Consider the following 26,349-nt stretch of genomic DNA (forward strand, 5'->3'; position numbering starts at 1 on the left):
CAGGCTTAAGAAAGGCTGCATGATAGCGAATTTTTACATATTCATCACCCGTTCACGGTCATTATTGAGGTGACGGACCTGATCAATCCGGCCCTGTACCCGTTGTCTGGCCAGTGTACGGTTATCGGGCAACTTGCTGTAGGCATGGTGGAGTTCCTCAATTGCCATGTCGAAGATCCCGCGCAGAATGAGCACTTCAGCCTGCGCTTCATGCATAGCGACTGCGTCACCGGATTGTTGGTGCGCTGCAAAGAGCAGCTCGTAGGCTACCCGGTCCTCACGGTTATGCAGAATATAATCGTTGAGTATCTTAACCGACAGCTCATAGTTGCCACCCTGGTTTGCGGCGTACGCCAGGTTGAGGGTGATGACCTGATTATTGGGGCGGCGAATGTAGGCGTCTGTCAAAAACTCTATCGCCTCATCGAAGCGTTGCTGGCCCAGCCAGATATCGGTGGTGGTATCAATATAGAAAAGGTTTAACGGGTCTTTCTCCCGTAATGCGGCCACGATCTCTGCGGCTTCAGCGTAGCGTTCCAGTTCGTATAAGGCTAATGCCTGACCATAGCGAGCGGCATCTTTCTTGTGCTCATGGTCGTGCTCGGCGCGGCGCTCGTTGGCTTGCATAGTTGTCAGCATGTCACGCGCGTTGGTGGATCCGTAGCGCACGGCAACCCGGGTTTTAGCCAGTTCAAATTGAAGCGACGGTGATACCCGGCGATCAGGTAACTGATCGGCCCGCGCTCTGGTATCGGAAATCCGTGATTCGGGCAGGGGGTGGGTTACCAGATACTGAGGCACCTGAGTAGAATATCGATACTGTGCCGCCAGGCGACTAAAAAAACGAGGTGCACCCTGTGCATCAAAACCCGCTTCCGCCAGTGTGGTCATGCCAAATCGATCCGCCTCAAGTTCAAACTGACGGGTATAGTTAATTTGTCGTTGCTGGATACCGGCCATGCTTCCGGTCATAACCGCCATGCCTAACTGAGGATTGGCCATTGCCAGGATCAGCCCACCGATGACCTGGGCAATACTGACCGGGGCCGCGGCAGACATCCGTTCCATATTACGCGCAATATGGCGTTGCGTCACATGAGCGATTTCATGCGCCACCACAGAGGCCAGCTCTGACTCGTCTTCAGCCTGTTCAATGAGCCCGGTATGAATACCGATGTAGCCGCCTAGAAAAGCAAACGCGTTGATATTGGGGTCACGGATCCAGAAGAAGGTAAACGGGAAGCGGACATTGTCTGAATGGCGCACCAGACGGTTGCCGAGGTCGCTTAAGTACTCTTTAAGCACCGGGTCTTCAACCATCGGCGCCTGAGCTCGCATTTGGCGCATATAATAGTCGCCGATCAGGCGTTCGCGATCGACATAGTACCGCCAGCAGCGGTGCCGATGGTTGGCAGATCGGGCCGTTGCTGTGCATGCGCGCTACTAAGCGTGAGCGTGGCAGTCAGCAGCCAGGCTGCAGTCAATGCCAGCCAGCGAATTCCCCAAAATGACATACAATTACCACCCATTGGCGTTTTAATTCCTGTTAACTAAGGTTAAAAGTCTACGGTGCTACCTGGCTGTTGTCGATAGTGCAGTGGTATCATGCCTATCGAACTGCAATGCAGCTATGCAAAGTTACAAACATAAGCAAGGGAAACAGGTACCTTATGTTCAATTACCTACGCAATTGGTTCCAAACACGATTTTCTGATCCCAATGCAGTGACTCTGACGATTTTATTGGTAATTGGTTTCAGCGTTATTATCTTTTGGGGTCGTATTCTCGCGCCTTTTCTTGTTGCTATTGTTTTTGCATATCTGCTCGATGGCCCGGTTACTCTGTTGCAACGGATTGGAATTGGTCGCTTCTTCGCCTCCGTACTGGTCTTCGTGACCTTCATTCTCTTTATGCTGCTGTTTACGATATTTCTGGTTCCGGTGGTATGGGAGCAGAGTTTTAATCTGCTCAGAGAGTTACCTAAGATAGCGCAGGCCTGGGACCAATTGATGGAACAGGCGCAGGAATATGCTCCCGCGTTTGTGGAACCGCAACAGGTCAGAACTTTTAACGAAAACATGACCACACGACTGCTAACCTTTGGCGAAACGGTGCTGGCGCAATCGTTAACCTCTATTGTGAATGCGTTTACGCTGATGATTTACCTGGTTATTGTGCCGCTGTTGATCTTTTTCATGTTGAAAGATAAGGATACCCTGGTAGGGCATTTTAACCGTATTCTGCCAAAGCAACGGCGGATGATCTCTCAGGTGGGTATCGAGATGAACCTGCAGATCCGAAATTACATTCGCGGTAAAGCGCTTGAAATTATTATCGTCGGTGTCGTCACCTACATCGTTTTTACCTTCTTTGATTTACGCTATGCGGCCTTACTAGCGACCCTGGTCGGCTTTTCAGTACTCATCCCGTACATTGGTGCGGCCGTGGTAACGGCGCCAGTGGCGTTGGTTGGGCTGTTTCAGTTCGGTGTTTCAGCCACCCTGGTGTGGTTAATCGTGGCTTACCTGATTATTCAGGCTCTGGATGGCAACGTTCTGGTCCCCTTGCTGTTTTCAGAGGCGGTCAGTCTGCATCCGATCTATATCATTGCGTCGGTGCTGGTGTTTGGTGCCTGGTGGGGCTTCTGGGGCGTTTTCTTTGCCATTCCGCTGGCCAGCCTGGTCAAAGCGGTAATTAGTGCCTTCTCCGAGCAGCGGCGTCTGCAGGAAGAAGCGGAAGGGGCTGAACCCTAACCCGACTCACTGACAGTAAAGGTAAAGCTGATATCCGCGCTATCATCCTCATCGCTCCGATTATCGCTGACGGTAATCGTTTGTGACTGGCCAAGCACGGCCTGCAGTGAGGGCTGCATCAGCGTTTTCCAGCCTGAGTCGCCTTCCTGTTCGATCAAAAATCGAGCATTGACCAGGTTGCCTCCCGCCTCGCTGATACTATAGGTAAGGCGGATAGTGGGATAGCTCTCTGATTGAGTGATCACGTATTGCTCTTCGTTTGTGCGAATACGTTGTTGCGGACGAGCAACGGTGTGGCCATCAATTTCCAGTCGTCCATCAAACTGATACGTTGTATCTTCCTCCGCAGCCAGAGTAAACGGCATGGCGAAGTACGTTGCTGCAAGCAACAACGGTGAAATAACGAGTCGGGTAATCTGCATGACGCTTCTCCTGTGTAAATGGTACTTATAGGATACCAGCAGGGCGCATTTAGTTGCGTAAATATTAGGCAAACCTTTTATTTTTCTTTGCCTGGAATAAATCCGGCTATTACCGCGAGAAGAGCGGCTACCACTGCAGCCGGGAGCAGAACCACCAGCCCGGCAGCATACACAGCGAAGGCACCGAGAATACCACCAGTGAAAAACGCCAGCAAAATAATCAGCAGCAAGAGCAATTTCCAGGTTTTCACTTTGCGTCCGCGCAGCCGGCTGCCAAGCAAAGCGCCGAGGTCGGTGACCACACCGGTCACGTGGGTGGTACGGATGGTCAGGCCGCGGAAACTTCCGGCCATGGCGTTTTGCAAACCACAGGCGGCCGCAGCAAGGGCGACCGCATAACTAATGTCGTTCAGGGCAAAGACGGCGGCCAGGCAGAGGAGTAGCGCTTCGAGCGCCAAAGCGGATACATAGCTCTTGCTAAGCCGCAGACTGACATGGCTGATCAAGAGCCCGGCGCTGAATGCTCCGAGCCAGAAACCGATAAGTATTGACCCAATAGGCAGCAGATCGGCCGTATTCCCGCTCATGATATCAATGCCGAGGTGAGCAACCGCGCCGCTCATATGACTGACCGGCACAGCGAAGAAGCCCAGCATAACGACATTGATATAGCCCGCTAACGCCGCCAACACCGCTGCACCAATAAAGACAGGAGCTCTATGCTGAAGCATGAACACATCCTGCTCAGTTTCTAAGCGTTCCCAGGGCATGGTCGGCCGCCTTGCTGTGGATAGGAGCTTCTTTTATAACAGGTTTATGCTGGCTGGAAAACGGATTGAAGTGAATGGTCAGCTGTTTGCTACTCAGAACTGGTACAAAAGCCGCAAGCGATTATTGTAGAAACGCTTAGATCCGTCAAAGTCGGTAATACCTAGTATGTTCTGAAGCCTGAACCCCTCAAGATGCGCCGAGAATACGCCAAGATCGACAGTGATACCGGTATCCCAGCCCCAGCTATTCTGGCCCTCAACGATAGGAATACCGGCGGCAAAGCCGCGATCGCCATCGACGTTATAGAACGCATGACTCTGGCCGCGTTTAGCTTGGTAGTAAACGTAACGTGTGGAGATGTCCACGTTGTCAGAAAACCTGATATCCAGACGGCCGCCGATGCCGTAGCCCGGGCCAAGTCCATCGACGCCATTGTTCATCGTATCGGTATAGAACACACCACTGAGATCGCTATAGGGATGCACAAGCTGACCATCGCGAAAACTGCCTTCATTTAACGGCGAGTAGTGCGCAACCAGTGCGGCGCTACTATGTCGTGATTGCACGCCGAATTTGAGTCCGTAGATTTGAGCATCGACCTCGCCCAGGGCTGCACGTCCGGTTTCCTCCGCCTGTGCGAACTGGACACGGATGTAGGGCTCGAAACCACCCCAGTCAGCGGCGCCCATCACCACTGGCATCTGATACCCAAGTTCGGCATATTGCAGGCGGGCCGTATCAAAGAAGGTGTAGTGCCAGATCTGTGCAAGATAGTCGCCACCAGCGGTGTTACGGCGGACAGTAGTACCGACAGTGAACAGACCCGGGGTATCCTCGACATAGCGGTTATTATGGGTAAACTCATCGTTAAATCGGCTCTGGTAGCTGGTCATACGCGCTATAAAGATCTGCCAGGTGGGTTGGCTAGTCACCGACGCATCAAATTCAAACGGCATATACTGGTTGTTCGTATAATCAGGCGGCATAATTCGTTCATAGCCATTCTCTTCGTCGCGGATATAACCGCTAGGACGATTCCACTGCAATGGTCGGATAGCAGCGGAGAAACCGGAAAACGAGCGTGGTATCAGGGTAAACTGATCAGTGTTAGCAAACGGCGTATTAAGTAGCTGGCGCCCGCCACGAAGCCGCAATCCCGGCCTGTTGTACTGAACATAGCCTTTAGTAATCGCGTACAGTCCCTCATCCGGGCCGACGAGATTCAGGTTGGGGTTATCGTAGTGGACGATCGGCTCGGCGAAGGAAATACCGAATTCTGCGGAGACACCATAGATCATCCCTGTGCGGGTACTTAAGCTGCCGCCAAACGCATTGGAACGGGTGTTGAAATCGTTTTCGGGATCGTCGACATTGGGATAGGGTCGATTGGTATCATGGAACCTGCGGAAGTCGAAAATCCCGAGTTCCCCGGTAAGCTCGGCGTCTTGAACCACCTGCTGTACAAACTTGTCTCTGAACGTAAGCGGTTTATCAGCGTCTTCCTGAGCGACAACAGTACTGGCGGCTAGTGCGCCTATCATCCCGAACAACAGCGACTGCGGGCAGTGCCGGCATGCAGCTGAATGCCGTGAGCTGAAAGATGCGTTCTGTGCCATAGCCCTCTCCTCTGATTCATGCTTTTAGCAAACGGGCATTCCTGCATCTGTTCGCGGGCACTGGCCTTCAGGTGCCATGATCAGGCGTCACCTTGACGCTGGACCTACTCAAAACTATATAACTAGTAAAGATAGGACAGGAGATTCACCTTGCCAACTCACACCACATCTACCGGCGCTATGCTGCTGATTCTCGCATCGCTGCTCGGAGTCGGAATCTCGCTATACTATTACCTTGTGCCTATGACTGGCGTCACCGGAACAGCGGGTGCACTACTAGTCGTTGTCTCCTCCCTGGTCCTAACACTCTGCGGCATCATCCTGCTTAAAGTGGGCAGGGGAACGCTGGCTATCACGGTGCGGGTCGTCGTTTTACTGGGGGCATTGGGCACTATTGCGGCCGCCTGGTTTTTGCATGAATTCTGGTTGGTGGCCGTCATGGTGGTTGCCCTTGTTGGCGTGATCATTGATGTAGTACCGTTAAAGGAAGCCCGCAAATGAACAGAATAACCACGCACTTCCTTTTTCCGATGGCGCTCTGCATGTCTGTTTCCAGCCAGGCGCAGGAAGCCGTCTGGGATACTTTTCACGGTCAGTTGAACGCGCAGAAGTACTCACCGCTGACGCAAATCAACCTCTCAAATGTGGATCAACTGGAACTGGCCTGGGAGTATCATACCGGCGATGTATCTGATGGGAGCGGCGATTTGCCAGCAACGGTGTGGTCTGCGACGCCTGTTTACGCGAACGACACTTTGTATATAGGCACGCCTTTTTATCGCATCATAGCGCTTGACCCCGCCACTGGCGACGAAAAATGGACGTTTAACAGTCACTCCGTATTAGAGGCATTGACCCAGCCCGCACTGAAAAATCGCGGGGTTGCCTATTGGGAGGCCGACGACCCGGTGAGTGGCGAAGCCTGTCAAAAGATAGTGTATCTGGGAACGATGGATGCCCGCCTGTTCGCAGTCGATGCGGACACCGGCAGTCTCTGTGACGATTTCGCCAATAATGGCGTGTTGGATGTCAATCAGTGGAACGACACCAATGACCGCTGGCCGCTGTCGTTACTGCAGCCGCCGACGGTTACCGGTGACCACCTCATTCTGGGCTGGGCCGGCAAGGACTGGGCTTCGGCCGAGGCACCTCCGGGGACGGTGTTCTCTCTCAATGCCCGCACGGGTGAGTTGCAATGGACACTGAACTTTATTCCCGAGGAGATACGCCAGCGCACCGGTACCGCGAACGTCTGGACCGCTATGTCGGTGGATGAGGAGCTTGGACTTGTTTATCTGCCCGTATCGTCACCGTCTCCTAATTTCTGGGGTGGAAACCGCACGGAGGAGATTCCGTTGGCTACCTCGACAACGGCAGTGGATATTGAAACCGGCGAGGTTGTTTGGTCGCGTCAGTGGGTTCACCACGATCTCTGGGATTACGATCCCACGTCCGCACCGACGCTGATGGATATCACGGTCGATGGCGAAAGCATTCCGGCACTGATGCAAGCGACCAAGATGGGCTTCCTGTTCGTGGTCAATCGCGAGACCGGAGAGGACGTTTGGCCAATCGAAGAGCGACCAGTTCCAGCCGGAAATGTTGAGGGTGAAGTTTACGCAGAGACCCAGCCATTCCCGACCAAGCCCGAACCCCTGCTCGACCAGGCCAGTAAACCAGAGATTTGGTGGGCCGCGGATGTGCTTGGGTTTGGTGAATGTTCACGTCTGTTTGACAGTCTTAGTTACGACGGCATGTATTCGCCTCCAACCACTGAAGGCGAGGGCGTTCTTGCTTACCCGGCCAGCGCGGGCGGCGTGCAGTGGGGCGGGGTTGCCTTTGATCCGGTAAGCCAGACCGCTATCGTCAACACCTCGCATATTACTCAGTACCTCAAGCTCTGGGCACGGGACGAGTATGAACAGATTGCTGGTGATTCCGGTAACGAAGTAGGCTTTTACCCGCAGGAAGGCGCTCCATTTGGGATGTCCTTGCACAATGCGGTTAACTGGCTCGGTATGCCGTGCTGGGAACCGCCTTATGGCGAGTTAGTATCAATTGACATGCATACAGGCGAGGTCAACTGGCGCCGTCCGATAGGGGTGTCACAGCGATTCGGATTTTACATGCCGGAACGAATGGGCTCTCCCACCATTGGTGGACCTGCAGTAACCGCTGGTGGCTTGATTTTTATTGGTGCGTCGATGGATGCTAAGGTACGCGCCTACTCGTTAGAAAGCGGCGAAGAGCTTTGGTCCGATCTGGTCCAGGCCCCGGTAGTGGCTAACCCTGCGGTCTATGAGCATGACGGTAAGCAGTATGTGGCGTTTATCGCTGGGGGTAACACCATCATCAAAGATCAGGTGGGCGATCAGATAGCGGTGTATGCGTTACCATAGAATTCAGAAAATGCTAAAAATAAAGCGTTTGAGGATAGTAACTGATTGATTGCTAAAGGGAGTAATTGGAGGGTTGGTAATTGGTCGGCGTGAGAGGATTTGAACCTCCGACCCCTGACACCCCATGACAGTGCGCTACCAAGCTGCGCCACACGCCGACCGTGCGATGTATCTTACTGAAATCGAGTAAAAAGACAAGCGCTATAGCACTCAGGTTAGGCTAACTGCTCAGATTGTCACCATTTTAGCAGGCTGTGCTAGCGTCGCGCCCGGCCGAAGCGCTGGAGCTCCTGCAGACTGTCAATCAATACCGGCGTTGGTGGGGTTGCGCCGGGGCGCAGCTCACCTTCATGGTTATAGACACTCAGGTCACCATTACGCTCCAGAATTGTGGTCTGTTCATCTTCAAAAATGTAGAACCGCGAGTTCACACTATGGACCCGGGGCAGGCTTTCACTGCCCTTGCTAAGGTCACGTCCAACTGCAAAGGTGTCGAAGTCCTCAGCACAGGACATGAAGCCACTGAGGGCGGTCGGCATGACGTCGCTTATTTGCGCAAACTGGTTACTGATAGCATCACCGCGACTATTAATATTGGCGCCCCAAAGGGGCACCGCAAACTGTTGCCAGATAGTTGGCAGATTGCGGGTGCGTAGATTCCATGAGGGGGATTCCTGTCCTGCTGCGGGGGTCAGTGCCGTCACAATGATTCTATGATTGGCTCGTTCAGCCGCTATGATTGCGGTGATCATCGCCGCGAGATCCTGGTTAGCCGCAAAGACAATACTCATCGGCTGACTGGCACTATGCTGATTAGGCCACATCACCAGTTGCGAACGGACACTTCCTGGTGCGTTATCGAGAGACCAGTTCAGCGTGTGGTAAAAGTTCACATCGTGACCATAGTCTTGCATGGTCGACTGATAGGCCGGCTGTATCTGATCGCGCTCAATATGGTGTTGGTAGATATCTGGCAGGCTATACACCATTTCAAAGGCGCTGCTTTGCACACTGGTATGGCCGATAGCAGTCTCGGCCAGGGGTTGCAGGTTATTGACACGGCTTTCAATAACACGCTGTTGCTCCTGGTTGAGGCTGTCAAAAGCGACAATCAGGGTGGGCCGGGTTAATGGGGCTTTAGAACACAACAGGTTGCTTAGCGGGTATTGCAGTTCAAGGCGGTCTGCCTCGGTTAGCTGATCGCGCTGGCTTTGATAGGTTTCTGCAGAAATCCAGCCATGCCGGGCCATTAATGTTTTGGCGGTGGATGGATAGGACAGGGGAAGCAGATCGTCCTGCTGGGTAATGGGCGTATACAGATTGGCGTCGGCCCAGATATGAATCATGTGGCTTGCCAGAAAACAGGCCACAAAAGCGGCGCTGATTTGTTGGCCGATACGATGGCCGCGCAGCCGGTCAAGACGCTTCCAGGTCAGGTTGGCCAGGGTTACTTGCATCGAAAGAATGAGCAGGAAGGTAAATATTACACCGACCAGGCCAACGAAGCTGGCGCCGGCAAAAATATCTTCTGCGTCGCCGGCCATTTGGGCCAGCGAATAGGTATTTAAATGAAAACCGTACTGACGAAAAAAGAGCGCATCAAAGAGTAAAATAAACAAACCAAAGGAGGCGATAAGCGCACCTAGCCCGCGTAAAATACGCGAGTAGGGCAGTACCATGCAGAACGGGAACAGCAGCAGGATAAAAAAGACAAACGGCAGGAAGGCAAAATGCCCGAGCCAGTTGACGACCAGATAGAGATTGCCGAGGGCAGACCCGGTTCCACCGATGGTTTCCACATACAAAATACCAATAAAGAGACACAGCAGAATATTGGTAAACGTAAACCAATGGCCCCAGCTGATTAGTCGTGCAATGCGGTCTCGTTTTTGGTATTTGCCCATAGTGACGTCAGCTTATGCTTTGTGTGCGTGCACTGATTGTAGCAGGACGCGTGAAAACTGTTCGGCCATTGCTTCTTGCCTGGCGGCAGGGACTCCGCGGGAAATAACATTGCTCACAGCGTTACCCAGTGTCATCAGGCATAAGTCGACAGGTATCTGTTGGTCTTCAAAAACTGCCATCACATCATCTAATAGCTGTTCTTGTTGCTCTGCAGAATATTTTGAAACAATCGGCATAAAAGGCTGGCTTCGCTCATGTTAGAATAGTCGAATGATAACACAACCAATTTTTCAGGACAGACCCGGATTATGAATTTAAGCTTAGAAAATAGTGTCGTACACCATGTCTTTCAGGACCCGGATGGGAACATTGGCTTGCGCCTGGCACCGGAGCCGTTGCTACTAAAAGAAGAAGTGGAAGTATTATTAGAAGAGCTTAATAAGGTTTATAACGCCAAGCCCGCGAAAGGCTATGCCAGCTTTGTGTCGCCCGATGATCCGCGTTTTCAGGAAGCTGAAGGCGGTGAGTCTGTCCCGTTACCGGAATTTCCGAAGTTGCTCGACAGCCGCCTGCAAAACGGTATCGCCTTTGTTGACTTCTCGCAGCAAGTTGCGCGCCTGTTACGCAATGAGCTCGAGCATTATCAGTTTTTAGAGTCTGGTTTTTTATTGCTGGCTGAGTATCAGCAAACCGGCGACAGTTTTCTGCTGGTGGCGTTTTTGCCGGTTAAAGACGGCGTGACGGTCTCCGCTGACTTATCGGTCGACCGGTCGTCGCAGTTAGATATCAGTAAAGTTCAGCTGGCAGCGCGGGTTAATCTGAGTGATTACCAGACTGGGATCAGCGACAGCCACTATATATCGTTTATCAAAGGCCGGGCGGGGCGCAAAGTGGCTGAGTTTTTTCTCGATTTTCTTGGTTGTGCTGAGCGGGTTAATGCCAAGAAAGAGACTGACCAACTGGTGCAAAGTGTCCAGGAACTGGTTCGTCAGGACGACTTGTCGCCGGAGGTGGCGTCTGAAATCCGCAAAGACGTGTATGACTACTGTGGTGAGCAATGGAGCCAGGGCGAACAGATCCGGTTGAGTGATATCGACACCCGTTTAGCTGAAAAAGGGGCCGGTTCGCTGAAAGCCTATTCCGAGCAGCAAGGGGTCAGCATGGCAGACGAGTTCCCGGCAGACCGCAGCAGTTTGCGTAAGCTGATGAAGTTTCAGGGCCAGGGTGGCGGTATGAGTGTCGCGTTCGAGCAGGACATGCTCGGTGAGCGGGTGCAGTATGATCCAAAAACAGACACCTTAACCATAGTCGGTACGCCACCTAACCTGCGCGATCAATTGCGTCGTTTTTATGGTCAGGATAGTTAACCGTCAGATAAAACAATGCCAGCACGGAGGCTGGCATTGGCTTTGTCATTGACGCTGGAAAGCGATGCAATGTAAAGTTGTGCTTAATTAGGATTTAATGTCAGTGGAGTGAGGCGTAATATGCACTGCATGCAGACCTTTTGGACCTTCCTGAAGTTCAAACTGAACTTCCTGGCCTGCTTTAAGTGTACGGTAGCCTTCCATTTCGATGGTCGAGTAGTGAGCAAAAATGTCGCCACTCTTTTCTTCACTTTCAATAAACCCGAAGCCCTTGGAGTTATTGAACCATTTGACCTTGCCCGTTGCCATACTTCTACATCCTTCTTGTTCGACACAAGTTGTTGTTACTAAAAGCCAAACTGCTTTATTGTTGTTATTAATTGTCAATTTTAATGATTACATGCACTTATCTTATTTATCAGTTTGCGATAAGTTGGTGTAAGCATTCAGCTGGTAAGAGGCTTTCGTTATAGAAAGCGAGTGTTCCAGCAGGAGGCATTGAAAATACTTTCATTTGCCACCATGTCTACAATAGATAAGTGCAAAAATTAGTCAAGAAAGTTTAACCAAAAAAGAAACATTTTTTTAACCTTTTATTATCAACTACGCTCTCAACAGTGTAAAAATTTCGGTCTATAGTTAGTGCTATGAGCAGATTTAGTGATTCGATCCCCCAGCACCACCTTGATGAAGACGTCGAACATAAGTTGTCGCCGCCGTCGATGTACCAGGTATTGCTGAATAATGATGATTACACCCCAATGGATTTTGTCATTGAGGTGTTAATGCGCTTTTTTAAGCTTGATACGGAAGCGGCAACTGATGTTATGTTGAAGGTGCATTACCAGGGTAAAGCAGTTTGCGGTGTTTATTCTGCAGAGATTGCCGAAACAAAGGTGGTGCAGGTAAACCAATATGCTCGTGAAAACCAGCACCCACTGCTCTGTACGATGGAGCAGGCTTAACACCCATGAAGTAAGGAGTGGCCCATGCTGAACAAAGCACTAGAACTGACCCTGAACGATGCCTTTCGTCTGGCACGTGAGCGTCGTCATGAATTGATGACCGTTGAGCATCTGTTGGTTGCGCTGCTCGATAACCCGGATGCGTCGGACGCCTTGCGGTCTTGCGGACTGAACTTTGAGCAGCTTAAAGAAGAGCTGCTTAGCTATATTGACCGCAGTACACCCAAGTTCTCGGATGATGATGAAGCGATGGATACGCAGCCTACGCTGGGTTTTCAGCGTGTCTTACAGCGCGCTGTGTTCCATGTACAAAGCTCTGGTAACGCTGAGGTAACGGGTGCCAACGTGCTGGTTGCTATTTTTAGTGAGCAGGAATCGCAGGCCGTGTACTTGCTGAATAAGCAGGACATCAGCCGACTGGATGTGGTCAATTTTATTTCCCATGGTTTTTCGCGCATTGAAGACGAAGGCCCGATGGATGATCCTGAAGCAGAAGCGGGTGCGCAAGAAAAAGGCGACGAAGAGCAAAGCTATTTGCAGCGCTTTTGCAGCAACCTTAACGTGCAGTCAAAAGCCGGTAAAATCGACCCGCTGATTGGCCGCGAGCAGGAAGTCGAGCGGACCATTCAGGTTCTCTGTCGTCGGCGCAAGAATAACCCGTTACTGGTGGGTGAAGCTGGCGTGGGTAAAACAGCCATAGCTGAAGGCCTTGCCTACCGTATCGTCAACGAGGATGTACCGGAAGTTATCGCCGACGCGGTTATTTACAGCCTGGATATGGGTGGCCTGCTGGCCGGTACCAAGTATCGCGGTGATTTCGAGAAACGCTTCAAAGCCTTGCTCAAAGAGCTTGGCAACCATGACAACGCGATCCTGTTTATCGATGAGATCCACACCATTATCGGTGCTGGTTCTGCCTCGGGTGGCGTCATGGATGCATCCAACTTACTCAAACCTTTGCTGACCACGGGTGAGCTGAAATGCATCGGTTCGACCACTTATCAGGAATATAAGAACATCTTTGAGAAAGATCGGGCGCTGGTGCGCCGGTTCCAGAAAATCGATGTCAATGAGCCGTCGGTGGAAGATACCACCAAGATTTTGCAAGGTCTTAAAGACCGTTACGAATCGCATCATGGCATTCGTTATACCCAGCCAGCCCTGCGTGCGGCCGCTGAACTGTCGGCCAAGTACATTAACGAACGTCACCTGCCGGATAAAGCGATTGATGTGCTGGATGAAGCAGGCGCCAGTCAGCGTTTGCTGCCAGCCTCAAAACGCAAGAAAACCATTGGTGTGTCGGATATTGAGCTGATTGTTTCAAAAATTGCCCGAATTCCTGAGCAGTCTGTCTCGCGCAATGACCAAACCATGCTTTCTCAGTTAGATCGCAATCTGAAAATGGTGGTGTTTGGTCAGGACCAGGCCATTGACGAACTAACCGCGGCTATACGTCTGGCTCGTTCCGGGTTAGGCAATGAACACCGCCCGGTAGGCTCGTTTATGTTTGCCGGCCCGACCGGGGTTGGTAAAACCGAAGTCACGCAGCAACTGGCGAAGGCCATGGGCGTGGAGCTCTTACGCTTTGATATGTCCGAGTATATGGAACGCCATGCGGTTAGCCGTCTGATCGGTGCGCCTCCGGGCTATGTCGGCTACGAGCAGGGTGGTCTGCTAACGGATGCTGTGATCAAGCATCCTTACAGCGTGGTGTTGTTAGATGAAATTGAAAAAGCACACAGCGATATATTCAATATCCTGTTGCAGGTAATGGATAACGGCACCCTGACTGATAACAACGGGCGTAAGGCAGATTTCCGTAACGTTATCCTGGTTATGACCACCAACGCCGGCGTGCGTGAAACCGAGCGTAAGAGTATTGGTTTCCAACAGCAGGATTCGTCGGTGAATGCGATGGCGGAAATTAATCGCCTGTTCACTCCTGAGTTCCGAAACCGTCTGGATGGCACTGTCTGGTTTAATCACCTTGATACCAGTGTTATCGAGCGAGTGGTGGATAAATTTATCTGCGAATTGCAGGCTCAGCTTGATAAGAAAGGTGTCTCGCTTGAAGTCGATACCACCGCCCGTACCTGGTTAACGGAGAAAGGCTACGATAAAGCGATGGGCGCACGGCCGATGAGTCGAGTGATCCAGGAGCATATCAAGAAGCCATTGGCCAATGAGATTCTGTTTGGCTCGTTGACCAAAGGTGGCAATGTGCTTATCAGTGTCGAGAACAGCGATGCTGACACGCTGACCTTCACCTATGACAGTAAGAATGAAGAGGCCGTGGTGTCATAGCCCGGCGCTTGTCAGCTGAATCGCAGACAGTAAAAAACCCGGCATGTGCCGGGTTTTTTTGTGCTATCTGACAGCTGTCGTTGATGTTTTCCGTATATAGACAGCGCTCGATTAACGAGAACGGAAAACAATACGCCCTTTAGTCAGATCGTAAGGGGTCAACTGCACGGTTACTTTGTCACCGGTCAGGATACGAATGTAGTTTTTGCGCATCTTTCCAGAGATGTGCGCTGTTACCACGTGGCCGTTTTCCAGCTCGACGCGGAACATGGTATTTGGCAGGGTATCCAGGATCACGCCCTGCATCTCAATGCTGTCTTCTTTCGCCATTAAACCCTCTGTTTCGTGTAAATTCGCTTGGTATTGAACTATCGCGCTAAAAAAAGTGTGGGGGATTCTAACGCTTTTTACGCACAAATGCCACTAATTGGCTGTGCTAACAGGAAGTCCGTGTCAATTTGCGCTTCGCCGAACCTTTTCAACTGCTTAAGAAATTCGCTACGGCTCAGGCTGGTTGCGCCCAGCGACTCCAGGTGTGGGGTCGGCATCTGACAGTCTATCAGTTTTAATCCGGCAGGCTGAAGATGGTGACATAACGCAACCAGAGCTATTTTAGACGCATTGGTGACCTTATGAAACATACTTTCGCCGCAAAAAACACTCCCATTTAGGACCCCATAGAGCCCACCGACCAGGCGCTCGTTGTCCCACACTTCAATCGAGTGTGCATGACCCGCCTGGTGCAGGTCACAATAGGCTTCATACATATCATCGGTGATCCAGGTGCCTTCAAGCTCTGCCCGTTGCTCTGAACAGGCGCTGATAACTTCCTCGAACGCATTGTTAATGGTGCAGTGCAGGTGAGACTTGCGCATAGCTTTGCGCAGACTACGTCCGATATGAAGCTGTTCAGGGTAGATTACGGCACGCGGATCAGGGCTCCACCAAAGCAGCGGGTCGCCGTCACTGAACCAGGGGAAAATACCGTGCCGGTAAGCTTCCACCAGGCGTGGCACGGATAAGTCGCCGCCCACAGCAAGCAGCCCATTGGGCTCATGCAGCGCTTGTTGTGGGTCGGGGAACTCGTACGAGTCCGGATGTAAGCCGACTAACACGGCTTCAACCTTACTTTTTCGCCTGATCCAGCTGATCGAGGAAACGTTCCGCATCCAGAGCTGCCATACAGCCGGTGCCAGCCGAGGTAATGGCCTGGCGGTAGACGTGGTCACTGACGTCACCTGCCGCAAATACGCCTTCAATACTGGTTTGCGTGGCATTGCCGTGGCTACCGGTTTGCACTTTGATGTAGCCATTTTCCATATCCAGCTGACCCTGGAACATATCAGTATTTGGCGAGTGGCCAATGGCGATAAAGGCGCCCTGAACGGCAAGCTCTTCAGTGCTGCCATCACGGCTGTCTTTAATCCGTACCCCGGTGACACCCATGTCATCACCCAGTACTTCATCCAGGTTCTTATGCAGGTGCAGGGTTACGTTGCCGTTCTCAGCTTTATCCATCAGACGGTCGATAAGGATTTTCTCAGCCCGGAAGGTATCGCGGCGGTGGATCAGGTGCACTTCGCTGGCGATGTTGGACAGGTAAAGTGCTTCTTCGATCGCAGTGTTACCACCGCCAACGACGCAAACTTTTTGGTTACGGTAGAAAAAGCCGTCACAGGTGGCACAGGCGCTGACGCCTTTGCCTTTAAAGGCTTCTTCTGATGGCAGCCCTAAGTATTTGGCTGAAGCACCCGTGGCGATGATAAGGCCATCGCAGGTGTACTCGGCGTTGTCGCCGCGCAGACGGAACGGACGCTCGTTGAGGGTAACTTCATTAATGTGGTCAAAAATAATTTCGGTATTGAAACGCTCAGCATGCTGCTGCATACGAACCATCAGATCCGGTCCGGTAAGGCCTTCCGGGTCGCCTGGCCAGTTCTCTACGTCAGTGGTGGTGGTCAATTGGCCACCTTGCTGCATGCCTGTTACCAGCACCGGGTTGAGGTTAGCGCGGGCAGCATACACAGCTGCGGTATAACCGGCAGGGCCTGAGCCCAGAATAAGAAGTTTGCAATGCTTTACGTCAGCCATGAAGACTTAACTCCGTTCTCGTTGCGAGATGTGTCAGAAAAAATGTGAAAATATTGTATGGCCTAAGCCCTTAAGCGTAAAGAGCCAGGACACCCTGTGCCTGGCTCTTTTTTAAATTGCCGCTATCGGGCAAACCGAATAAAACAGATACGCTCGACTACAGATCCAGCGCTTGCAGCGGATCAATATAATCCAGTGCCAGTTCCTGACCGAGGTCATCATGCACTGCTTTATAGGTGATTTTACCCTTGTGCATGTTAAGGCCGTCGAGCAGGTTTTTGTTGTTACGCATCGCTTCAATGCCTTTGTTCGCCAGCATAATACCGTACGGCAAGGTTGCATTGTTGAGCGCAATGGTCGACGTGCGGGCAACGCCGCCCGGCATGTTGGCCACACAGTAGTGGACTACATCTTCAACCACATAGGTTGGGTCCTGGTGGGTGGTTGCTTTCGAGGTTTCAAAACAGCCACCCTGGTCAATCGCGACGTCAACCACCACAGAGCCTGGCTTCATGTTCTTAAGGTGCTCACGGGTCAGCAGCTTCGGTGCTGCCGCGCCTGGAATTAATACCGCACCGATGACCAGATCCGCTGTTTTTGAATAATGGTCAATCGCATCAACCGTGGAGTAGATGGTTTTAACCCGGCCAGCGAAAATATCGTCCAGCTCTCGCAGACGTGGCAACGAACGATCCAGAATAGTGACATCCGCACCCATCCCAATTGCCATCTTAGCAGCGTTGATACCAACCACACCGCCACCAATGACCAGAACTTCGGCCGGGGCTACACCTGGTACGCCGCCAAGCAGAGTACCGCTACCGCCATGGGCTTTTTCCAGGTGATGCGCGCCTGCCTGGATTGACATCCGGCCTGCGACTTCAGACATTGGTGCCAGCAGTGGCAAGCCATTGCGGTTATCCGTTACGGTTTCATAGGCAATGGCAGTTACACCAGCTTCCGCCAGCAGTTTAGTCTGCGTAGGATCTGGTGCCAGGTGCAGATAGGTATACAGAATCTGACCTTCGCGCAGCATTTTGCATTCGTTAGGCTGAGGCTCTTTCACTTTAACGATCATCTCTGCCTTGGCAAAGATTTCGTCAGGGGTTTCAACAATGCTGGCACCGGCCTGAATGTAATCTTCGTTGGTGAAACCAATCGCCGTACCGCCATTGTTTTCGACCATCACCTGGTGGCCATTGGCGATATACTCGCGCACGGCTGCTGGCGATAAACCAATACGGTACTCGTGGTTTTTGATTTCCTTAGGAACACCAATCAACATAACTAACTGCCTCAATTCGACGTGTAAAAAGTTGGCAAAAGTATAACGTAAGGCTAGTTGAACTTACTCACTTTTTTTGTGGTTAAAATTAGGTAAAAATGCTGCCGTTTTGCTAAAATGAAGCGTATCGTTCTGAATTAAGGCTTAAAATTGGAAAAATTCACTATTGACCGCATTGACCGTAAGATTTTGCGCATTCTGCAAGACGATGGCAGACTCTCCAATGTGGCTTTGGCTAAAGCGGTGGGCCTTAGCCCCACACCTTGTCTGGAGCGGGTTCGTAAGCTCGAACGGCACGGCGTCATTGAAGGTTATTATGCACGGGTGAACCCGGACAAACTGGGGTCGCCGTTGCTGATATTCGTTGAAATCACTCTGACCCGGACTTCAGCCGATTCCTTTGCTGAGTTCAGTGAGGCGGCGCGGCGCACGGATGAGATTTTAGAGTGCCATTTAGTGTCGGGGAACTTCGACTTTCTGATTAAGGCCAGAGTGGCGGACATGGCTTCTTATCGGCGGCTATTGGGCGAGACGATTCTGAACATGCCCGGGGTCAACGAGTCACGTACCTATGTGGTAATGGAAGCCATCAAGCAGGAAAATAAAGTCCTGATCAGGGGCTGATCTGCAGGTGGTTTGGGTTACAATCGCAGCAGGAATTTATAAACGCACGAATGACAAATGGAAAGACTATGACAGGTGTGCAAAGGTTACTTGAAGTCGGCTTATTGCTAGCTGGCGCGTTAGCCGTTTTTCTTTTGATTGCTTTGCTCACATTCCATCCCGCCGATCCGGGTTGGTCCCAGGCAGGTAGCAGCGACCAGATATACAATGCAGCGGGCGTGATTGGTGCGTGGTGTGCCGATGTGCTGTTGTTTACGCTGGGTTTTGTGGCCTATTTTATTCCCTTTGTGGTGATGGGCTTTGGTTACATGCTGTTTCATCGGCCCCATCATCTGCTTAGCCTCGATTATTTAGGCGTAAGCCTGCGTATCATTGGTGCCATCTTATTGCTGACCGGCGCCTCGGCACTGGCGAGCCTGAATTTTTCTGATATTTATTACTTTTCCTCCGGTGGTGTGCTCGGCGATGTGGTAAGCAGCGCTATGCTGCCGCATTTCAATTTACTTGGCACCACCTTATTGCTACTGACCTTTGTGATGACCGGTTTTACCCTGGTGAGCGGTATTTCCTGGCTCAACATTGCTGATCGGATCGGGTATGCGGTCATTGCCGGCTGCGTGTGGATAATAAATAAAGCCCGTAACTCGGCTCCGGATGCAGATATCGATGAGGACGACTCGGCAGAGCCCAGAAAGCAGCTTAAGAACAGTCGTAATAACCACCAGCCGCTGGTACTGGAGCATGTCGCAGCGGACCATGCAGACCCTTATGAGGGCGAAGCCTACGAGGAAGCTTACGAGCTTGAGCATGGGGACACGCCGCCCTGGTATAAACGAGTTTTACAAAAGTTTGGCAAAGGCGATAAGGCGTCCGCAGAGGATGCTGAGCTGAGCGATGACGCGGACTCATTTAATGAGCGTGCCGAACCGCAATTGTCAGCATTAGATGATGACGATTTCTCGATTGACTGGGGCGATGACGCCCCGCAAAGCCAGTCGCGGGACAAACAGAGCTACCAGGCGGCGAAGGCGCAATCGGCGGATGATGCGGATGACGACCTGTTCGCCACTACGCCTGACTTAAATCCAACTGCAGCCCCGGCAGCAGCGCGCAAAAGCAGTCCGCCAGTGGCGCAAAAACCATTAGATCCGGCGACCTTGTTACCGACCATTGAGTTGCTGGACCGACCTAATAAAACAACTAATCCGCTGAGTCAGCAAGAGCTGGATCAGATTAGCAGTACCGTCGAAGCGGTGTTGAAAGACTTCGGGGTCGACGTTCAGGTGGCCGGTGTGCAGCCGGGACCGGTGATCACCCGCTTTGAGCTTGACCTGGCGCCAGGGGTCAAAGTCAGCAAAATATCCAATCTGTCGAAAGACATTGCACGCAGTTTGTCGGCATTGGCGGTGCGTGTGGTTGAAGTTATTCCGGGTAAATCATACGTCGGGCTTGAGTTGCCGAATAAAGAACGGGAAATTGTCTGGTTGCGCGAAGTCATTAGCTGCGACAACTTTCAGAAGTCAGCCTCACCGTTAACCATGGTGCTGGGTAAAGATATCTCCGGCAAGCCGGTGGTGGTCGATCTGGCCAAAATGCCGCACTTACTGGTCGCTGGTACCACTGGCTCGGGGAAATCGGTGGGCGTCAACGTGATGATATTAAGCCTGCTGTATAAATCACAGCCGGAAGACGTTCGCCTGATTATGATCGACCCGAAAATGCTCGAGCTGTCGGTCTATGAAGGGATCCCGCACTTGCTAACTGAAGTAGTGACGGATATGAAAGATGCCGCCAATGCGCTGCGCTGGTGTGTTGGCGAAATGGAACGTCGCTACAAGTTGATGTCAGCAGTCGGCGTGCGCAACCTGAAAGGTTACAACGCCAAGGTAACCGAAGCCATTGCCAGAGGTGAGCCGCTAAAAGACCCAACCTGGAAACCAGGTGACAGCATGCACGAGACGGTGCCGGAGCTAGAGAAGCTGCCGCATATTGTGGTGGTGGTCGATGAGTTCGCTGACATGATGATGATTGTCGGTAAGAAGGTCGAAGAGCTGATAGCGCGTATTGCCCAGAAAGCTCGGGCGGCAGGTATTCATCTGATCCTGGCGACCCAGCGACCGTCAGTGGATGTTATTACTGGCTTGATTAAAGCCAATATTCCAACCCGCATTGCCTTTCAGGTCTCATCGAAAATTGATTCGCGCACCATTCTCGACCAGGGCGGGGCTGAACAGCTGTTAGGGCAGGGCGATATGCTTTACCTGCCGCCTGGAAGTGGCGTGCCGACGCGGGTTCATGGTGCCTTTGTGGATGACCATGAAGTGCATAAAGTAGTGGCTGACTGGAAAGCGCGGCAGAAGCCTAATTATCTGGATGAAATTCTGACCGGAGACAGTGGCGATGACGGTTTGTTGCCGGGTGAGCAGCCCAGTATTGATGGCGAAGAACTGGATCCACTGTTTGATGAGGCCGTCGCTTTTGTTACCGAAACCCGGCGGGTCTCGGTGTCCAGCGTGCAGCGCAAATTCCGTATCGGGTATAACCGGGCTGCGCGCGTTGTCGAACAAATGGAAATGTCTGGTGTCGTAAGCAACGCCGGGCATAATGGTGCCCGTGAAGTATTGGCGCCACCGCCGCCAAGGGATTAAAAGGATAACCTATGAAAATTGCTACCTATGGTGTTGCCAGTGTGCTGCTTGCTATGTCAACGCTGGCTTTTGTTTCGAACGCAGCTGAGGTTGATGACCTGCGCAGTAAGCTGGACCAGATTGACACCCTGCATGCCAGTTTTGAACAGCAGGTATTCGATGAGCGTGGAGAGCTTCAGGAAGAGCTGGAAGGTGACCTGATCCTCAAACGCCCGCACTTTTTGCGTTGGGAAACGACGTTTCCGGATGAGTCAATCATGGTCGCAGACGGAGAGGCAGTCTGGTATTTGAACGCCTTTGTTGAGCAACTGAGTATCTTTGATCAGGCGCAGAACCTTGAGCAAAATCCGATGCTGGTGCTACTAAGCGACGACGATGCGGCCTGGAACGAATTTACCATTGAGCGCGATGGTGAATTCTGGGTTATTCGCGAAGAGGAAACCGGGTATTCGCAGGTGAGCCTGGCGATTGCCTTTGATGCCGATGACGCCATCCAGACCATGCGCATCGACGATGGGCAGGGCCAAATCAGTGTCTTCGCCCTGAGCAATACGGAATTAAACCGTGGCGCTGATGCGCATGAGTTCGAAATTGACGTGCCCGAAGGCGTTGAGATAGATGACCAGCGTGGACAGAGCTTTTAAGGAGCCTTTGTGGCCGACAATTTGAATCTTGATTTAGACGATGATGCAAATCGCGACGGATCTGGTTCAGATTCCGCTAATCAGCAGAAGCCTGAGAACACTGCGTCTCAGGCTTCCTCATTTGATCCATCCGCGCCCTTAGCGGCGCGGATGCGGCCCCGTAGTATCGCCGACTATGCAGGGCAGGCGCATATACTGGCGCCAGGCAAACCGCTGCGTAGCGCGATTGAGCAGGGGCACCTGCATTCGATGATTTTCTGGGGCCCCCCGGGCACCGGCAAAACGACCCTTGCAGAGCTTATAGCCCAGGCGGCAAATGCTCGCGTGGCGCGGTTGTCTGCAGTGACCTCCGGGGTCAAAGACATTCGTAAGGCGATTGAAGAAGCACAGCTATACCGGCAACGCGGTACTCGTACGCTGGTCTTTGTCGACGAAGTGCACCGTTTTAATAAAAGCCAGCAAGATGCATTTTTGCCGTTTATTGAAGATGGCACCATTGTGTTTGTCGGTGCGACCACCGAAAACCCCGGTTTTGAATTAAACAATGCTCTGTTGTCGCGGGCCCGGGTCTACCGTCTGCAGTCGCTTAACAAAGAGGCATTGCACGACGTTTTGCTGGAAGCGCTGAAGGACAAAGAGCGTGGGTTAGGGCAGCTGTCGCTGCAACTCGATGATGATGCAGTCAATTACCTGTTGCAGGTCGCCAATGGCGACGCCCGGCGGCTGTTAAATTACCTGGAAGTGGCAGTCGACTTTGCTGAACCCGCTGCGGATGGCCTGCGTCTGAGTCAGGCCACCATACGCGAGGCGATTGGAGAGAAGCAGACCCAGTTCGACAACCAGGGTGAACTCTATTATGACCTGCTCTCGGCGTTTCATAAGTCGGTACGCGGCTCGTCGGCTGACGGTGCGTTGTACTGGTATTGCCGTATTCTGGCGGGCGGTGGTGATGCGTTAATTGTCGCCCGGCGATTACTGGCAATTGCCTCCGAAGACATTGGCAATGCCGACCCGCGAGCCTTGCAGATTGCGTTAAATGCCTGGGACACCTACACCCGGGTAGGCCCGGCAGAAGGCGAACGGGCGATTGCCCAGGCCGTGATCTATTGCGCCAGTGCGGCGAAAAGTAACGCGGTGTATAAAGCATTTAATGCCATGCTCAAAGAAGCCAAAGAGGGGCCTGATTATCCGGTGCCGGACCATTTGCGCAATGCGCCAACCAGCGTCCATAAAGCCGAAGGCTTTGGCGCTGATTATCGCTATGCCCATGATGAACCTCATGCCTATGCCGCCGGTGAGCGCTATTTGCCGCAGGAGCTGAATGACCGTGACTGGTACCAGCCGTCTGAGCGGGGTTTAGAAAAACAAATCAGCGAGAAACTGCGTCGTTTACGTACCCTCGATCAGCAAAGTGACCGTCGCCGTGACTGAGATCCACCAGTACTTAACGTTTTGGCATGTGCTGTGGATTGGCCTCGGCGGCGGCTTTGGTGCCGCGCTGCGCTATAGCCTGAGCCAGGTTGTGTCACGCAAAGGTCGTCACTGGCCATGGCCGACCTGGCTGGTGAATGTCAGTGGCGCACTGGTGTTGGGCGCTATAGCAGCTTACTTCAATGATTTCGGCTATGAACCGGCATTCTTTTTCTGGGAGTTGGGTATCCTCGGCGGGTATACCACCATGTCGACCTTTGCTGTAGAAACTGTGACACTGGCTCATCAGCGTCGTATCGGACTGGCCCTGGGGTACGCGCTCAGCAGTGTATTAGCCACGCTGGCGGCGCTTATGCTTGGGTTTACGCTGGCGGGTTTGCTATCATGAGCCCGGTCAGCCGCGCGATACTTTTAGTCTTTGTGGGTGGCACCCTTGGCAGCATGGCTCGTTTAACGGTTAGTTTGCTGTTGTACCAGCATTACCTGGGGGCAGGCAATCATTACACTGTGGCAATGGCGGCGACGCTTGCGGTCAATGTCATAGGGTCGTTGGCACTGGGCGCTTTAGCGGCGTTACGTCAGCATAAACGTATTCCCGCAATGCTGTGGCTCTTGCTAGGCGTCGGCGGACTCGGTGCGTTTACTACCTTTTCTGCCATGGCGCTGGACACCTTTATCGCCATTCAGCTGGCACACTGGTCGCTGGCTGGTTTGTATGTGGTTGCAACCATTGCTGGCTCTGTCAGTGCGGCCGCATTAAGTTATGTTTGGACACTTTATTTAACTCGTTCGCCACGCGTTAGCGCGTAGCTTTGAGTGAGTTTGGGCTTGATACCAGTACGTTATTAATCAATATGGAACTTTCATGTTAGACGCAAAATTTTTTCGAGACGAACTAGAACAAACGGCAGAACGCCTGAAAACTCGTGGTTTTGAACTGGATGTTGCCAGTATCGCCGCTCTGGAAGCGAAACGTAAGTCGCTGCAGGTGAAAACCGAAGAGCTGCAAAGTGAACGCAACAACCGCTCGAAAGCGATTGGTCAGGCGAAAGCGAAGGGCGAAGACATTCAGCCGCTGCTGGATGCGGTGGGCGACCTTGGCGACCAGCTGGACAGCGCTAAAACAGAACTGACCGAGCTGCAGGCAGAACTGCAGAGCATTATTCAGGGCGTCCCAAACCTGCCGGACAGCAGCGTGCCGGTGGGTGCTGATGAGGACAATAACGAAGAAATTAGTCGCAGCGGTGAGCCGCGTCAGTTCGACTTCGAGATCAAAGATCACGTCGATGTCGGGCAGGATCTGAGTAACGGGCTGGACTTCGAAGCTGGTGTGAAACTGACCGGTGCCCGCTTTGTGGTAATGAAAGGCGGCGTGGCCCGTTTAAACCGGGCACTGACTCAGTTCATGCTCGACCTGCATACCGAGCAGCACGGGTATGCGGAAACCAGCGTGCCTTATATTGTCAATCATGACAGCCTGTTTGGTACCGGCCAGTTGCCCAAGTTCGGTGAGGATCTGTTCCATGTTGAAGGCGAAAGTCAGGATAAAGTGGCGCTGTCACTGATCCCGACCGCCGAAGTACCACTGACTAACCTGGCACGTGACGAAATTATTGATGAAACGGCGTTGCCGCTGAAACTGACCGCGCATACACCATGTTTTCGCTCAGAAGCCGGTTCACATGGCCGTGACACCCGCGGTCTGATCCGCCAGCATCAGTTTGATAAAGTTGAGCTGGTGCAGATGGTGAAGCCGGAGCATTCGATGGCGGCACTGGAAGAGCTGACTCAGCATGCGGAGAAAGTGTTGCAGTTACTTGAGTTACCGTACCGTAAAATGTTGCTTTGCACCGGTGATATGGGCTTCGGGGCCTGCAAAACCTATGACCTTGAGGTCTGGTTGCCGGCCCAGAACGCATACCGTGAAATCAGCTCATGCTCAAATATGGGTGACTTTCAGGCGCGTCGGATGCAGGCACGCTTCCGTCGTCAGGGCGCGAAGAAGCCGGAATTACTGCACACACTGAATGGCTCAGGACTGGCGATTGGCCGTACTCTGGTAGCGGTGCTCGAAAATTACCAGCAAGCTGATGGCTCTGTCGTAGTACCAGAGGTATTACGCCCGTATATGGGCGGTGTTGACGTGCTGACTGCGGGCTAGCGCCTCAGATGCATTTTGCCGGTTTAGGCAGGCCCGCGATCCGCGTGGCCTGCTTGGCGGGTCCTTTCGGAAACAAAGTGTACAGGTAACGACTGCTGCCTTTGTCTTCTCCCATACTTTGTTTGACCGCTTTGACCAGTACCCGCATCGCCGGGCTGGTCTCATATTCTTTGTAAAACGCCTGCACAAAATTGACCACTTCCCAGTGCGCCGGCGTCATTTCAATGTTCTCAAGGCTGGCAATATACTCCGCCAACTCCGGTGACCAGTCGTCCAGGTTTGCGAGGTACTCGTGCTTATCGGTGGGGTAGCTTTTCCCGTTAAATTCAATCATAGGCTTACCAGTCAATTGACGATTGATGCTGTATCACCAGCTCAACCCAGTCGTCATAATCAATCCACTCGATGTGGGGAAATTGCACAGGGTCGAGACCCCGTGCGAGCGCATCAGCGGCCACCGCATAACTGCCACTGGCGAAGCCAGTCTCACTGAGAAGCTGATAGAGCGCATCGGCGCGCAACAGTACGCTGTCGTCGGCAGTTAACTCTGCGAGCACGTTACGGCCGCGCTGGAAGCTCTGAAAGGATGAGAAAACGTGAAGTATAGCCATCAGCAGCGCACCACCTTGCTGCTGTTCTGCAGCAGTGCATAGAGCTCGCTGTCACTGACCGGGGTCGCCTCAATAGCCAGCTGCGTGGCCTCCAGCTGTCGTTCCGCTAATGCAGTGGCAGACACATAGAGGTGCTCAAGTTCGAATACATCACTCAAAATACGGTATTTAACCAGCGGATTTTTACTTTCGATGGCATGGGTTTGCTGGTTAATAAGCTGAAACACACCATCATGCTGAAAGATAACCTGCACCGGCTGGTCCAGACTGACTGCCATCATAATCATATCCAGCGCATTGCGTGCAGCGTCACCGTCATGCGGCGGCAGGCTATTAATAAAGGTTAACATAC

The 26,349-nt window shown here is 52.4% G+C and carries 28 protein-coding genes and 1 tRNA gene; 13 read left to right on the top strand and 16 right to left on the bottom strand.

Annotated features, from left to right (window positions below):
- Nucleotides 1–33 precede the first annotated feature (33 nt).
- The gene (locus CWE12_RS00525) at nucleotides 34–1,347 is read right to left on the bottom strand and encodes a beta-barrel assembly-enhancing protease (protein WP_126787634.1); all 1,314 of its coding nucleotides are present in this window, start codon (nucleotides 1,345–1,347) and stop codon (nucleotides 34–36) included.
- A gap of 14 nt (nucleotides 1,348–1,361) precedes the next feature.
- Nucleotides 1,362–1,514, bottom strand: coding sequence for a hypothetical protein (locus CWE12_RS13580; RefSeq protein ID WP_157981899.1), 153 nt, complete (start codon nucleotides 1,512–1,514; stop codon nucleotides 1,362–1,364).
- A gap of 156 nt (nucleotides 1,515–1,670) precedes the next feature.
- Between CWE12_RS13580 and CWE12_RS00530 the strand changes: the two genes are divergently transcribed.
- A complete protein-coding gene (locus tag CWE12_RS00530; RefSeq protein ID WP_126787635.1) occupies nucleotides 1,671–2,753 on the top strand; it encodes an AI-2E family transporter in 1,083 nt (360 codons plus the stop codon).
- Here CWE12_RS00530 and CWE12_RS00535 read toward each other — a convergent pair.
- The 3 genes from CWE12_RS00535 to CWE12_RS00545 all read right to left on the bottom strand — a co-directional run bounded on the left by CWE12_RS00535 (nucleotide 2,750) and on the right by CWE12_RS00545 (nucleotide 5,562).
- The gene (locus CWE12_RS00535) at nucleotides 2,750–3,175 is read right to left on the bottom strand and encodes a hypothetical protein (RefSeq protein WP_126787636.1); all 426 of its coding nucleotides are present in this window, start codon (nucleotides 3,173–3,175) and stop codon (nucleotides 2,750–2,752) included. The genes CWE12_RS00530 and CWE12_RS00535 overlap by 4 nt on opposite strands.
- A gap of 77 nt (nucleotides 3,176–3,252) precedes the next feature.
- Nucleotides 3,253–3,945 carry a YoaK family protein gene (locus CWE12_RS00540; RefSeq protein ID WP_126787637.1) on the bottom strand — a complete coding sequence of 231 codons (693 nt, stop codon included), beginning with the start codon at nucleotides 3,943–3,945 and terminating at the stop codon, nucleotides 3,253–3,255.
- A 93-nt stretch (nucleotides 3,946–4,038) separates the two neighbouring features.
- Entirely contained in the window at nucleotides 4,039–5,562 is a 1,524-nt protein-coding gene (locus CWE12_RS00545; RefSeq protein WP_126787638.1) for a hypothetical protein, read from the bottom strand.
- A 150-nt stretch (nucleotides 5,563–5,712) separates the two neighbouring features.
- On the opposite strand from CWE12_RS00545, the gene CWE12_RS00550 reads away from it, so the two are divergent.
- Nucleotides 5,713–6,063 carry a hypothetical protein gene (locus CWE12_RS00550; protein ID WP_126787639.1) on the top strand — a complete coding sequence of 117 codons (351 nt, stop codon included), beginning with the start codon at nucleotides 5,713–5,715 and terminating at the stop codon, nucleotides 6,061–6,063.
- Nucleotides 6,060–7,961, top strand: a complete 1,902-nt coding sequence (locus tag CWE12_RS00555; RefSeq protein ID WP_126787640.1) for a pyrroloquinoline quinone-dependent dehydrogenase — start codon at nucleotides 6,060–6,062, stop codon at nucleotides 7,959–7,961. Before CWE12_RS00550 ends, CWE12_RS00555 begins: the two co-directional genes overlap by 4 nt.
- A gap of 81 nt (nucleotides 7,962–8,042) precedes the next feature.
- Here the strand turns inward: CWE12_RS00555 and CWE12_RS00560 are convergent.
- The 3 genes from CWE12_RS00560 to CWE12_RS00570 form a co-directional block, all read right to left on the bottom strand.
- A tRNA-Pro gene (locus CWE12_RS00560) sits at nucleotides 8,043–8,119 on the bottom strand.
- A gap of 99 nt (nucleotides 8,120–8,218) precedes the next feature.
- Nucleotides 8,219–9,865 (bottom strand): DUF3413 domain-containing protein, encoded by a 1,647-nt coding sequence (locus CWE12_RS00565; RefSeq protein WP_126787641.1) that lies wholly within the window; start codon nucleotides 9,863–9,865, stop codon nucleotides 8,219–8,221.
- A 12-nt stretch (nucleotides 9,866–9,877) separates the two neighbouring features.
- Entirely contained in the window at nucleotides 9,878–10,102 is a 225-nt protein-coding gene (locus tag CWE12_RS00570; RefSeq protein WP_126787642.1) for a YejL family protein, read from the bottom strand.
- A gap of 72 nt (nucleotides 10,103–10,174) precedes the next feature.
- Between CWE12_RS00570 and yejK the strand changes: the two genes are divergently transcribed.
- The gene (gene yejK, locus CWE12_RS00575) at nucleotides 10,175–11,233 is read left to right on the top strand and encodes a nucleoid-associated protein YejK (RefSeq protein WP_126787643.1); all 1,059 of its coding nucleotides are present in this window, start codon (nucleotides 10,175–10,177) and stop codon (nucleotides 11,231–11,233) included.
- 87 nt (nucleotides 11,234–11,320) lie between these two features.
- On the opposite strand, the gene cspD is transcribed toward yejK, so the two are convergent.
- Complete coding sequence (gene cspD, locus CWE12_RS00580) at nucleotides 11,321–11,542, bottom strand: cold shock domain-containing protein CspD (protein WP_126787644.1); 222 nt, start codon at nucleotides 11,540–11,542, stop codon at nucleotides 11,321–11,323.
- A 338-nt stretch (nucleotides 11,543–11,880) separates the two neighbouring features.
- On the opposite strand from cspD, the gene clpS reads away from it, so the two are divergent.
- Both clpS and clpA read left to right on the top strand, forming a co-directional pair.
- Entirely contained in the window at nucleotides 11,881–12,198 is a 318-nt protein-coding gene (gene clpS, locus CWE12_RS00585) for an ATP-dependent Clp protease adapter ClpS (RefSeq protein WP_126787645.1), read from the top strand.
- Nucleotides 12,199–12,222: 24 nt separating this feature from the next.
- Nucleotides 12,223–14,502 carry an ATP-dependent Clp protease ATP-binding subunit ClpA gene (gene clpA / locus CWE12_RS00590; RefSeq protein ID WP_126787646.1) on the top strand — a complete coding sequence of 760 codons (2,280 nt, stop codon included), beginning with the start codon at nucleotides 12,223–12,225 and terminating at the stop codon, nucleotides 14,500–14,502.
- 111 nt (nucleotides 14,503–14,613) lie between these two features.
- Here clpA and infA read toward each other — a convergent pair whose 3' ends face one another.
- The 4 genes from infA to ald form a co-directional block, all read right to left on the bottom strand.
- Complete coding sequence (gene infA, locus CWE12_RS00595) at nucleotides 14,614–14,832, bottom strand: translation initiation factor IF-1 (protein ID WP_111569627.1); 219 nt, start codon at nucleotides 14,830–14,832, stop codon at nucleotides 14,614–14,616.
- 77 nt (nucleotides 14,833–14,909) lie between these two features.
- The gene (gene aat, locus CWE12_RS00600; protein WP_241984099.1) at nucleotides 14,910–15,617 is read right to left on the bottom strand and encodes a leucyl/phenylalanyl-tRNA--protein transferase; all 708 of its coding nucleotides are present in this window, start codon (nucleotides 15,615–15,617) and stop codon (nucleotides 14,910–14,912) included.
- A 10-nt stretch (nucleotides 15,618–15,627) separates the two neighbouring features.
- Nucleotides 15,628–16,593 carry a thioredoxin-disulfide reductase gene (gene trxB, locus CWE12_RS00605; RefSeq protein WP_126787648.1) on the bottom strand — a complete coding sequence of 322 codons (966 nt, stop codon included), beginning with the start codon at nucleotides 16,591–16,593 and terminating at the stop codon, nucleotides 15,628–15,630.
- 157 nt (nucleotides 16,594–16,750) lie between these two features.
- On the bottom strand, nucleotides 16,751–17,878 hold the full coding sequence (gene ald / locus CWE12_RS00610; protein ID WP_126787649.1) for an alanine dehydrogenase: 1,128 nt from the start codon (nucleotides 17,876–17,878) through the stop codon (nucleotides 16,751–16,753).
- A 150-nt stretch (nucleotides 17,879–18,028) separates the two neighbouring features.
- On the opposite strand from ald, the gene lrp reads away from it, so the two are divergent.
- The 7 genes from lrp (at nucleotide 18,029) to serS (ending at nucleotide 25,386) form a co-directional block, all read left to right on the top strand.
- Nucleotides 18,029–18,502 (top strand): leucine-responsive transcriptional regulator Lrp, encoded by a 474-nt coding sequence (gene lrp, locus CWE12_RS00615; protein WP_126787650.1) that lies wholly within the window; start codon nucleotides 18,029–18,031, stop codon nucleotides 18,500–18,502.
- Between the two features lie 68 nt (nucleotides 18,503–18,570).
- Complete coding sequence (locus tag CWE12_RS00620) at nucleotides 18,571–21,150, top strand: DNA translocase FtsK (protein ID WP_126787651.1); 2,580 nt, start codon at nucleotides 18,571–18,573, stop codon at nucleotides 21,148–21,150.
- Between the two features lie 11 nt (nucleotides 21,151–21,161).
- A complete protein-coding gene (gene lolA, locus CWE12_RS00625; RefSeq protein ID WP_126787652.1) occupies nucleotides 21,162–21,794 on the top strand; it encodes an outer membrane lipoprotein periplasmic chaperone LolA in 633 nt (210 codons plus the stop codon).
- Nucleotides 21,795–21,944: 150 nt separating this feature from the next.
- Nucleotides 21,945–23,225, top strand: a complete 1,281-nt coding sequence (locus tag CWE12_RS00630) for a replication-associated recombination protein A (protein ID WP_126788469.1) — start codon at nucleotides 21,945–21,947, stop codon at nucleotides 23,223–23,225.
- Nucleotides 23,218–23,613 (top strand): fluoride efflux transporter FluC, encoded by a 396-nt coding sequence (locus tag CWE12_RS00635; protein ID WP_157981900.1) that lies wholly within the window; start codon nucleotides 23,218–23,220, stop codon nucleotides 23,611–23,613. Before CWE12_RS00630 ends, CWE12_RS00635 begins: the two co-directional genes overlap by 8 nt.
- A complete protein-coding gene (locus CWE12_RS00640; protein ID WP_126787654.1) occupies nucleotides 23,610–24,035 on the top strand; it encodes a fluoride efflux transporter FluC in 426 nt (141 codons plus the stop codon). Before CWE12_RS00635 ends, CWE12_RS00640 begins: the two co-directional genes overlap by 4 nt.
- A 55-nt stretch (nucleotides 24,036–24,090) precedes the next feature.
- Nucleotides 24,091–25,386 (top strand): serine--tRNA ligase, encoded by a 1,296-nt coding sequence (gene serS / locus CWE12_RS00645; RefSeq protein WP_126787655.1) that lies wholly within the window; start codon nucleotides 24,091–24,093, stop codon nucleotides 25,384–25,386.
- A 4-nt stretch (nucleotides 25,387–25,390) separates the two neighbouring features.
- Here serS and CWE12_RS00650 read toward each other — a convergent pair whose 3' ends face one another.
- Genes CWE12_RS00650 through tusC form a run of 3 tightly spaced genes read right to left on the bottom strand, consistent with a single transcriptional unit; the run spans nucleotide 25,391 to nucleotide 26,347 of the window.
- Nucleotides 25,391–25,720, bottom strand: coding sequence for a TusE/DsrC/DsvC family sulfur relay protein (locus CWE12_RS00650; RefSeq protein WP_126787656.1), 330 nt, complete (start codon nucleotides 25,718–25,720; stop codon nucleotides 25,391–25,393).
- 4 nt (nucleotides 25,721–25,724) lie between these two features.
- Nucleotides 25,725–25,997, bottom strand: coding sequence for a DsrH/TusB family sulfur metabolism protein (locus CWE12_RS00655; RefSeq protein WP_126787657.1), 273 nt, complete (start codon nucleotides 25,995–25,997; stop codon nucleotides 25,725–25,727).
- On the bottom strand, nucleotides 25,997–26,347 hold the full coding sequence (gene tusC / locus CWE12_RS00660) for a sulfurtransferase complex subunit TusC (protein ID WP_126787658.1): 351 nt from the start codon (nucleotides 26,345–26,347) through the stop codon (nucleotides 25,997–25,999). The genes CWE12_RS00655 and tusC overlap by 1 nt, the downstream gene beginning before the upstream one ends.
- Nucleotides 26,348–26,349: the final 2 nt, after the last annotated feature.

The sequence above is a fragment of the Aliidiomarina sedimenti genome (assembly GCF_003986955.1).
Classification (GTDB): Bacteria; Pseudomonadota; Gammaproteobacteria; order Enterobacterales; family Alteromonadaceae; genus Aliidiomarina; species Aliidiomarina sedimenti.

Coding starts and splice junctions, on each gene's coding strand:
- CWE12_RS00630 (WP_126788469.1), top strand. CDS start 21,945: ATGCGGCCCCGTAGTATCGCCGACTATGCAGGGCAGGCGCATATACTG.
- CWE12_RS00530 (WP_126787635.1), top strand. CDS start 1,671: ATGTTCAATTACCTACGCAATTGGTTCCAAACACGATTTTCTGATCCC.
- CWE12_RS00555 (WP_126787640.1), top strand. CDS start 6,060: ATGAACAGAATAACCACGCACTTCCTTTTTCCGATGGCGCTCTGCATG.
- CWE12_RS00640 (WP_126787654.1), top strand. CDS start 23,610: ATGAGCCCGGTCAGCCGCGCGATACTTTTAGTCTTTGTGGGTGGCACC.
- trxB (WP_126787648.1), bottom strand. CDS start 16,593: ATGGCTGACGTAAAGCATTGCAAACTTCTTATTCTGGGCTCAGGCCCT.
- CWE12_RS13580 (WP_157981899.1), bottom strand. CDS start 1,514: ATGTCATTTTGGGGAATTCGCTGGCTGGCATTGACTGCAGCCTGGCTG.
- CWE12_RS00620 (WP_126787651.1), top strand. CDS start 18,571: ATGACAGGTGTGCAAAGGTTACTTGAAGTCGGCTTATTGCTAGCTGGC.
- CWE12_RS00545 (WP_126787638.1), bottom strand. CDS start 5,562: ATGGCACAGAACGCATCTTTCAGCTCACGGCATTCAGCTGCATGCCGG.
- CWE12_RS00650 (WP_126787656.1), bottom strand. CDS start 25,720: ATGATTGAATTTAACGGGAAAAGCTACCCCACCGATAAGCACGAGTAC.
- clpA (WP_126787646.1), top strand. CDS start 12,223: ATGCTGAACAAAGCACTAGAACTGACCCTGAACGATGCCTTTCGTCTG.
- tusC (WP_126787658.1), bottom strand. CDS start 26,347: ATGTTAACCTTTATTAATAGCCTGCCGCCGCATGACGGTGACGCTGCA.
- CWE12_RS00540 (WP_126787637.1), bottom strand. CDS start 3,945: ATGCCCTGGGAACGCTTAGAAACTGAGCAGGATGTGTTCATGCTTCAG.
- CWE12_RS00525 (WP_126787634.1), bottom strand. CDS start 1,347: ATGCGCCAAATGCGAGCTCAGGCGCCGATGGTTGAAGACCCGGTGCTT.
- yejK (WP_126787643.1), top strand. CDS start 10,175: ATGAATTTAAGCTTAGAAAATAGTGTCGTACACCATGTCTTTCAGGAC.
- CWE12_RS00535 (WP_126787636.1), bottom strand. CDS start 3,175: ATGCAGATTACCCGACTCGTTATTTCACCGTTGTTGCTTGCAGCAACG.
- ald (WP_126787649.1), bottom strand. CDS start 17,878: ATGTTGATTGGTGTTCCTAAGGAAATCAAAAACCACGAGTACCGTATT.
- serS (WP_126787655.1), top strand. CDS start 24,091: ATGTTAGACGCAAAATTTTTTCGAGACGAACTAGAACAAACGGCAGAA.
- clpS (WP_126787645.1), top strand. CDS start 11,881: ATGAGCAGATTTAGTGATTCGATCCCCCAGCACCACCTTGATGAAGAC.
- CWE12_RS00570 (WP_126787642.1), bottom strand. CDS start 10,102: ATGCCGATTGTTTCAAAATATTCTGCAGAGCAACAAGAACAGCTATTA.
- CWE12_RS00655 (WP_126787657.1), bottom strand. CDS start 25,997: ATGGCTATACTTCACGTTTTCTCATCCTTTCAGAGCTTCCAGCGCGGC.
- cspD (WP_126787644.1), bottom strand. CDS start 11,542: ATGGCAACGGGCAAGGTCAAATGGTTCAATAACTCCAAGGGCTTCGGG.
- infA (WP_111569627.1), bottom strand. CDS start 14,832: ATGGCGAAAGAAGACAGCATTGAGATGCAGGGCGTGATCCTGGATACC.
- CWE12_RS00565 (WP_126787641.1), bottom strand. CDS start 9,865: ATGGGCAAATACCAAAAACGAGACCGCATTGCACGACTAATCAGCTGG.
- lolA (WP_126787652.1), top strand. CDS start 21,162: ATGAAAATTGCTACCTATGGTGTTGCCAGTGTGCTGCTTGCTATGTCA.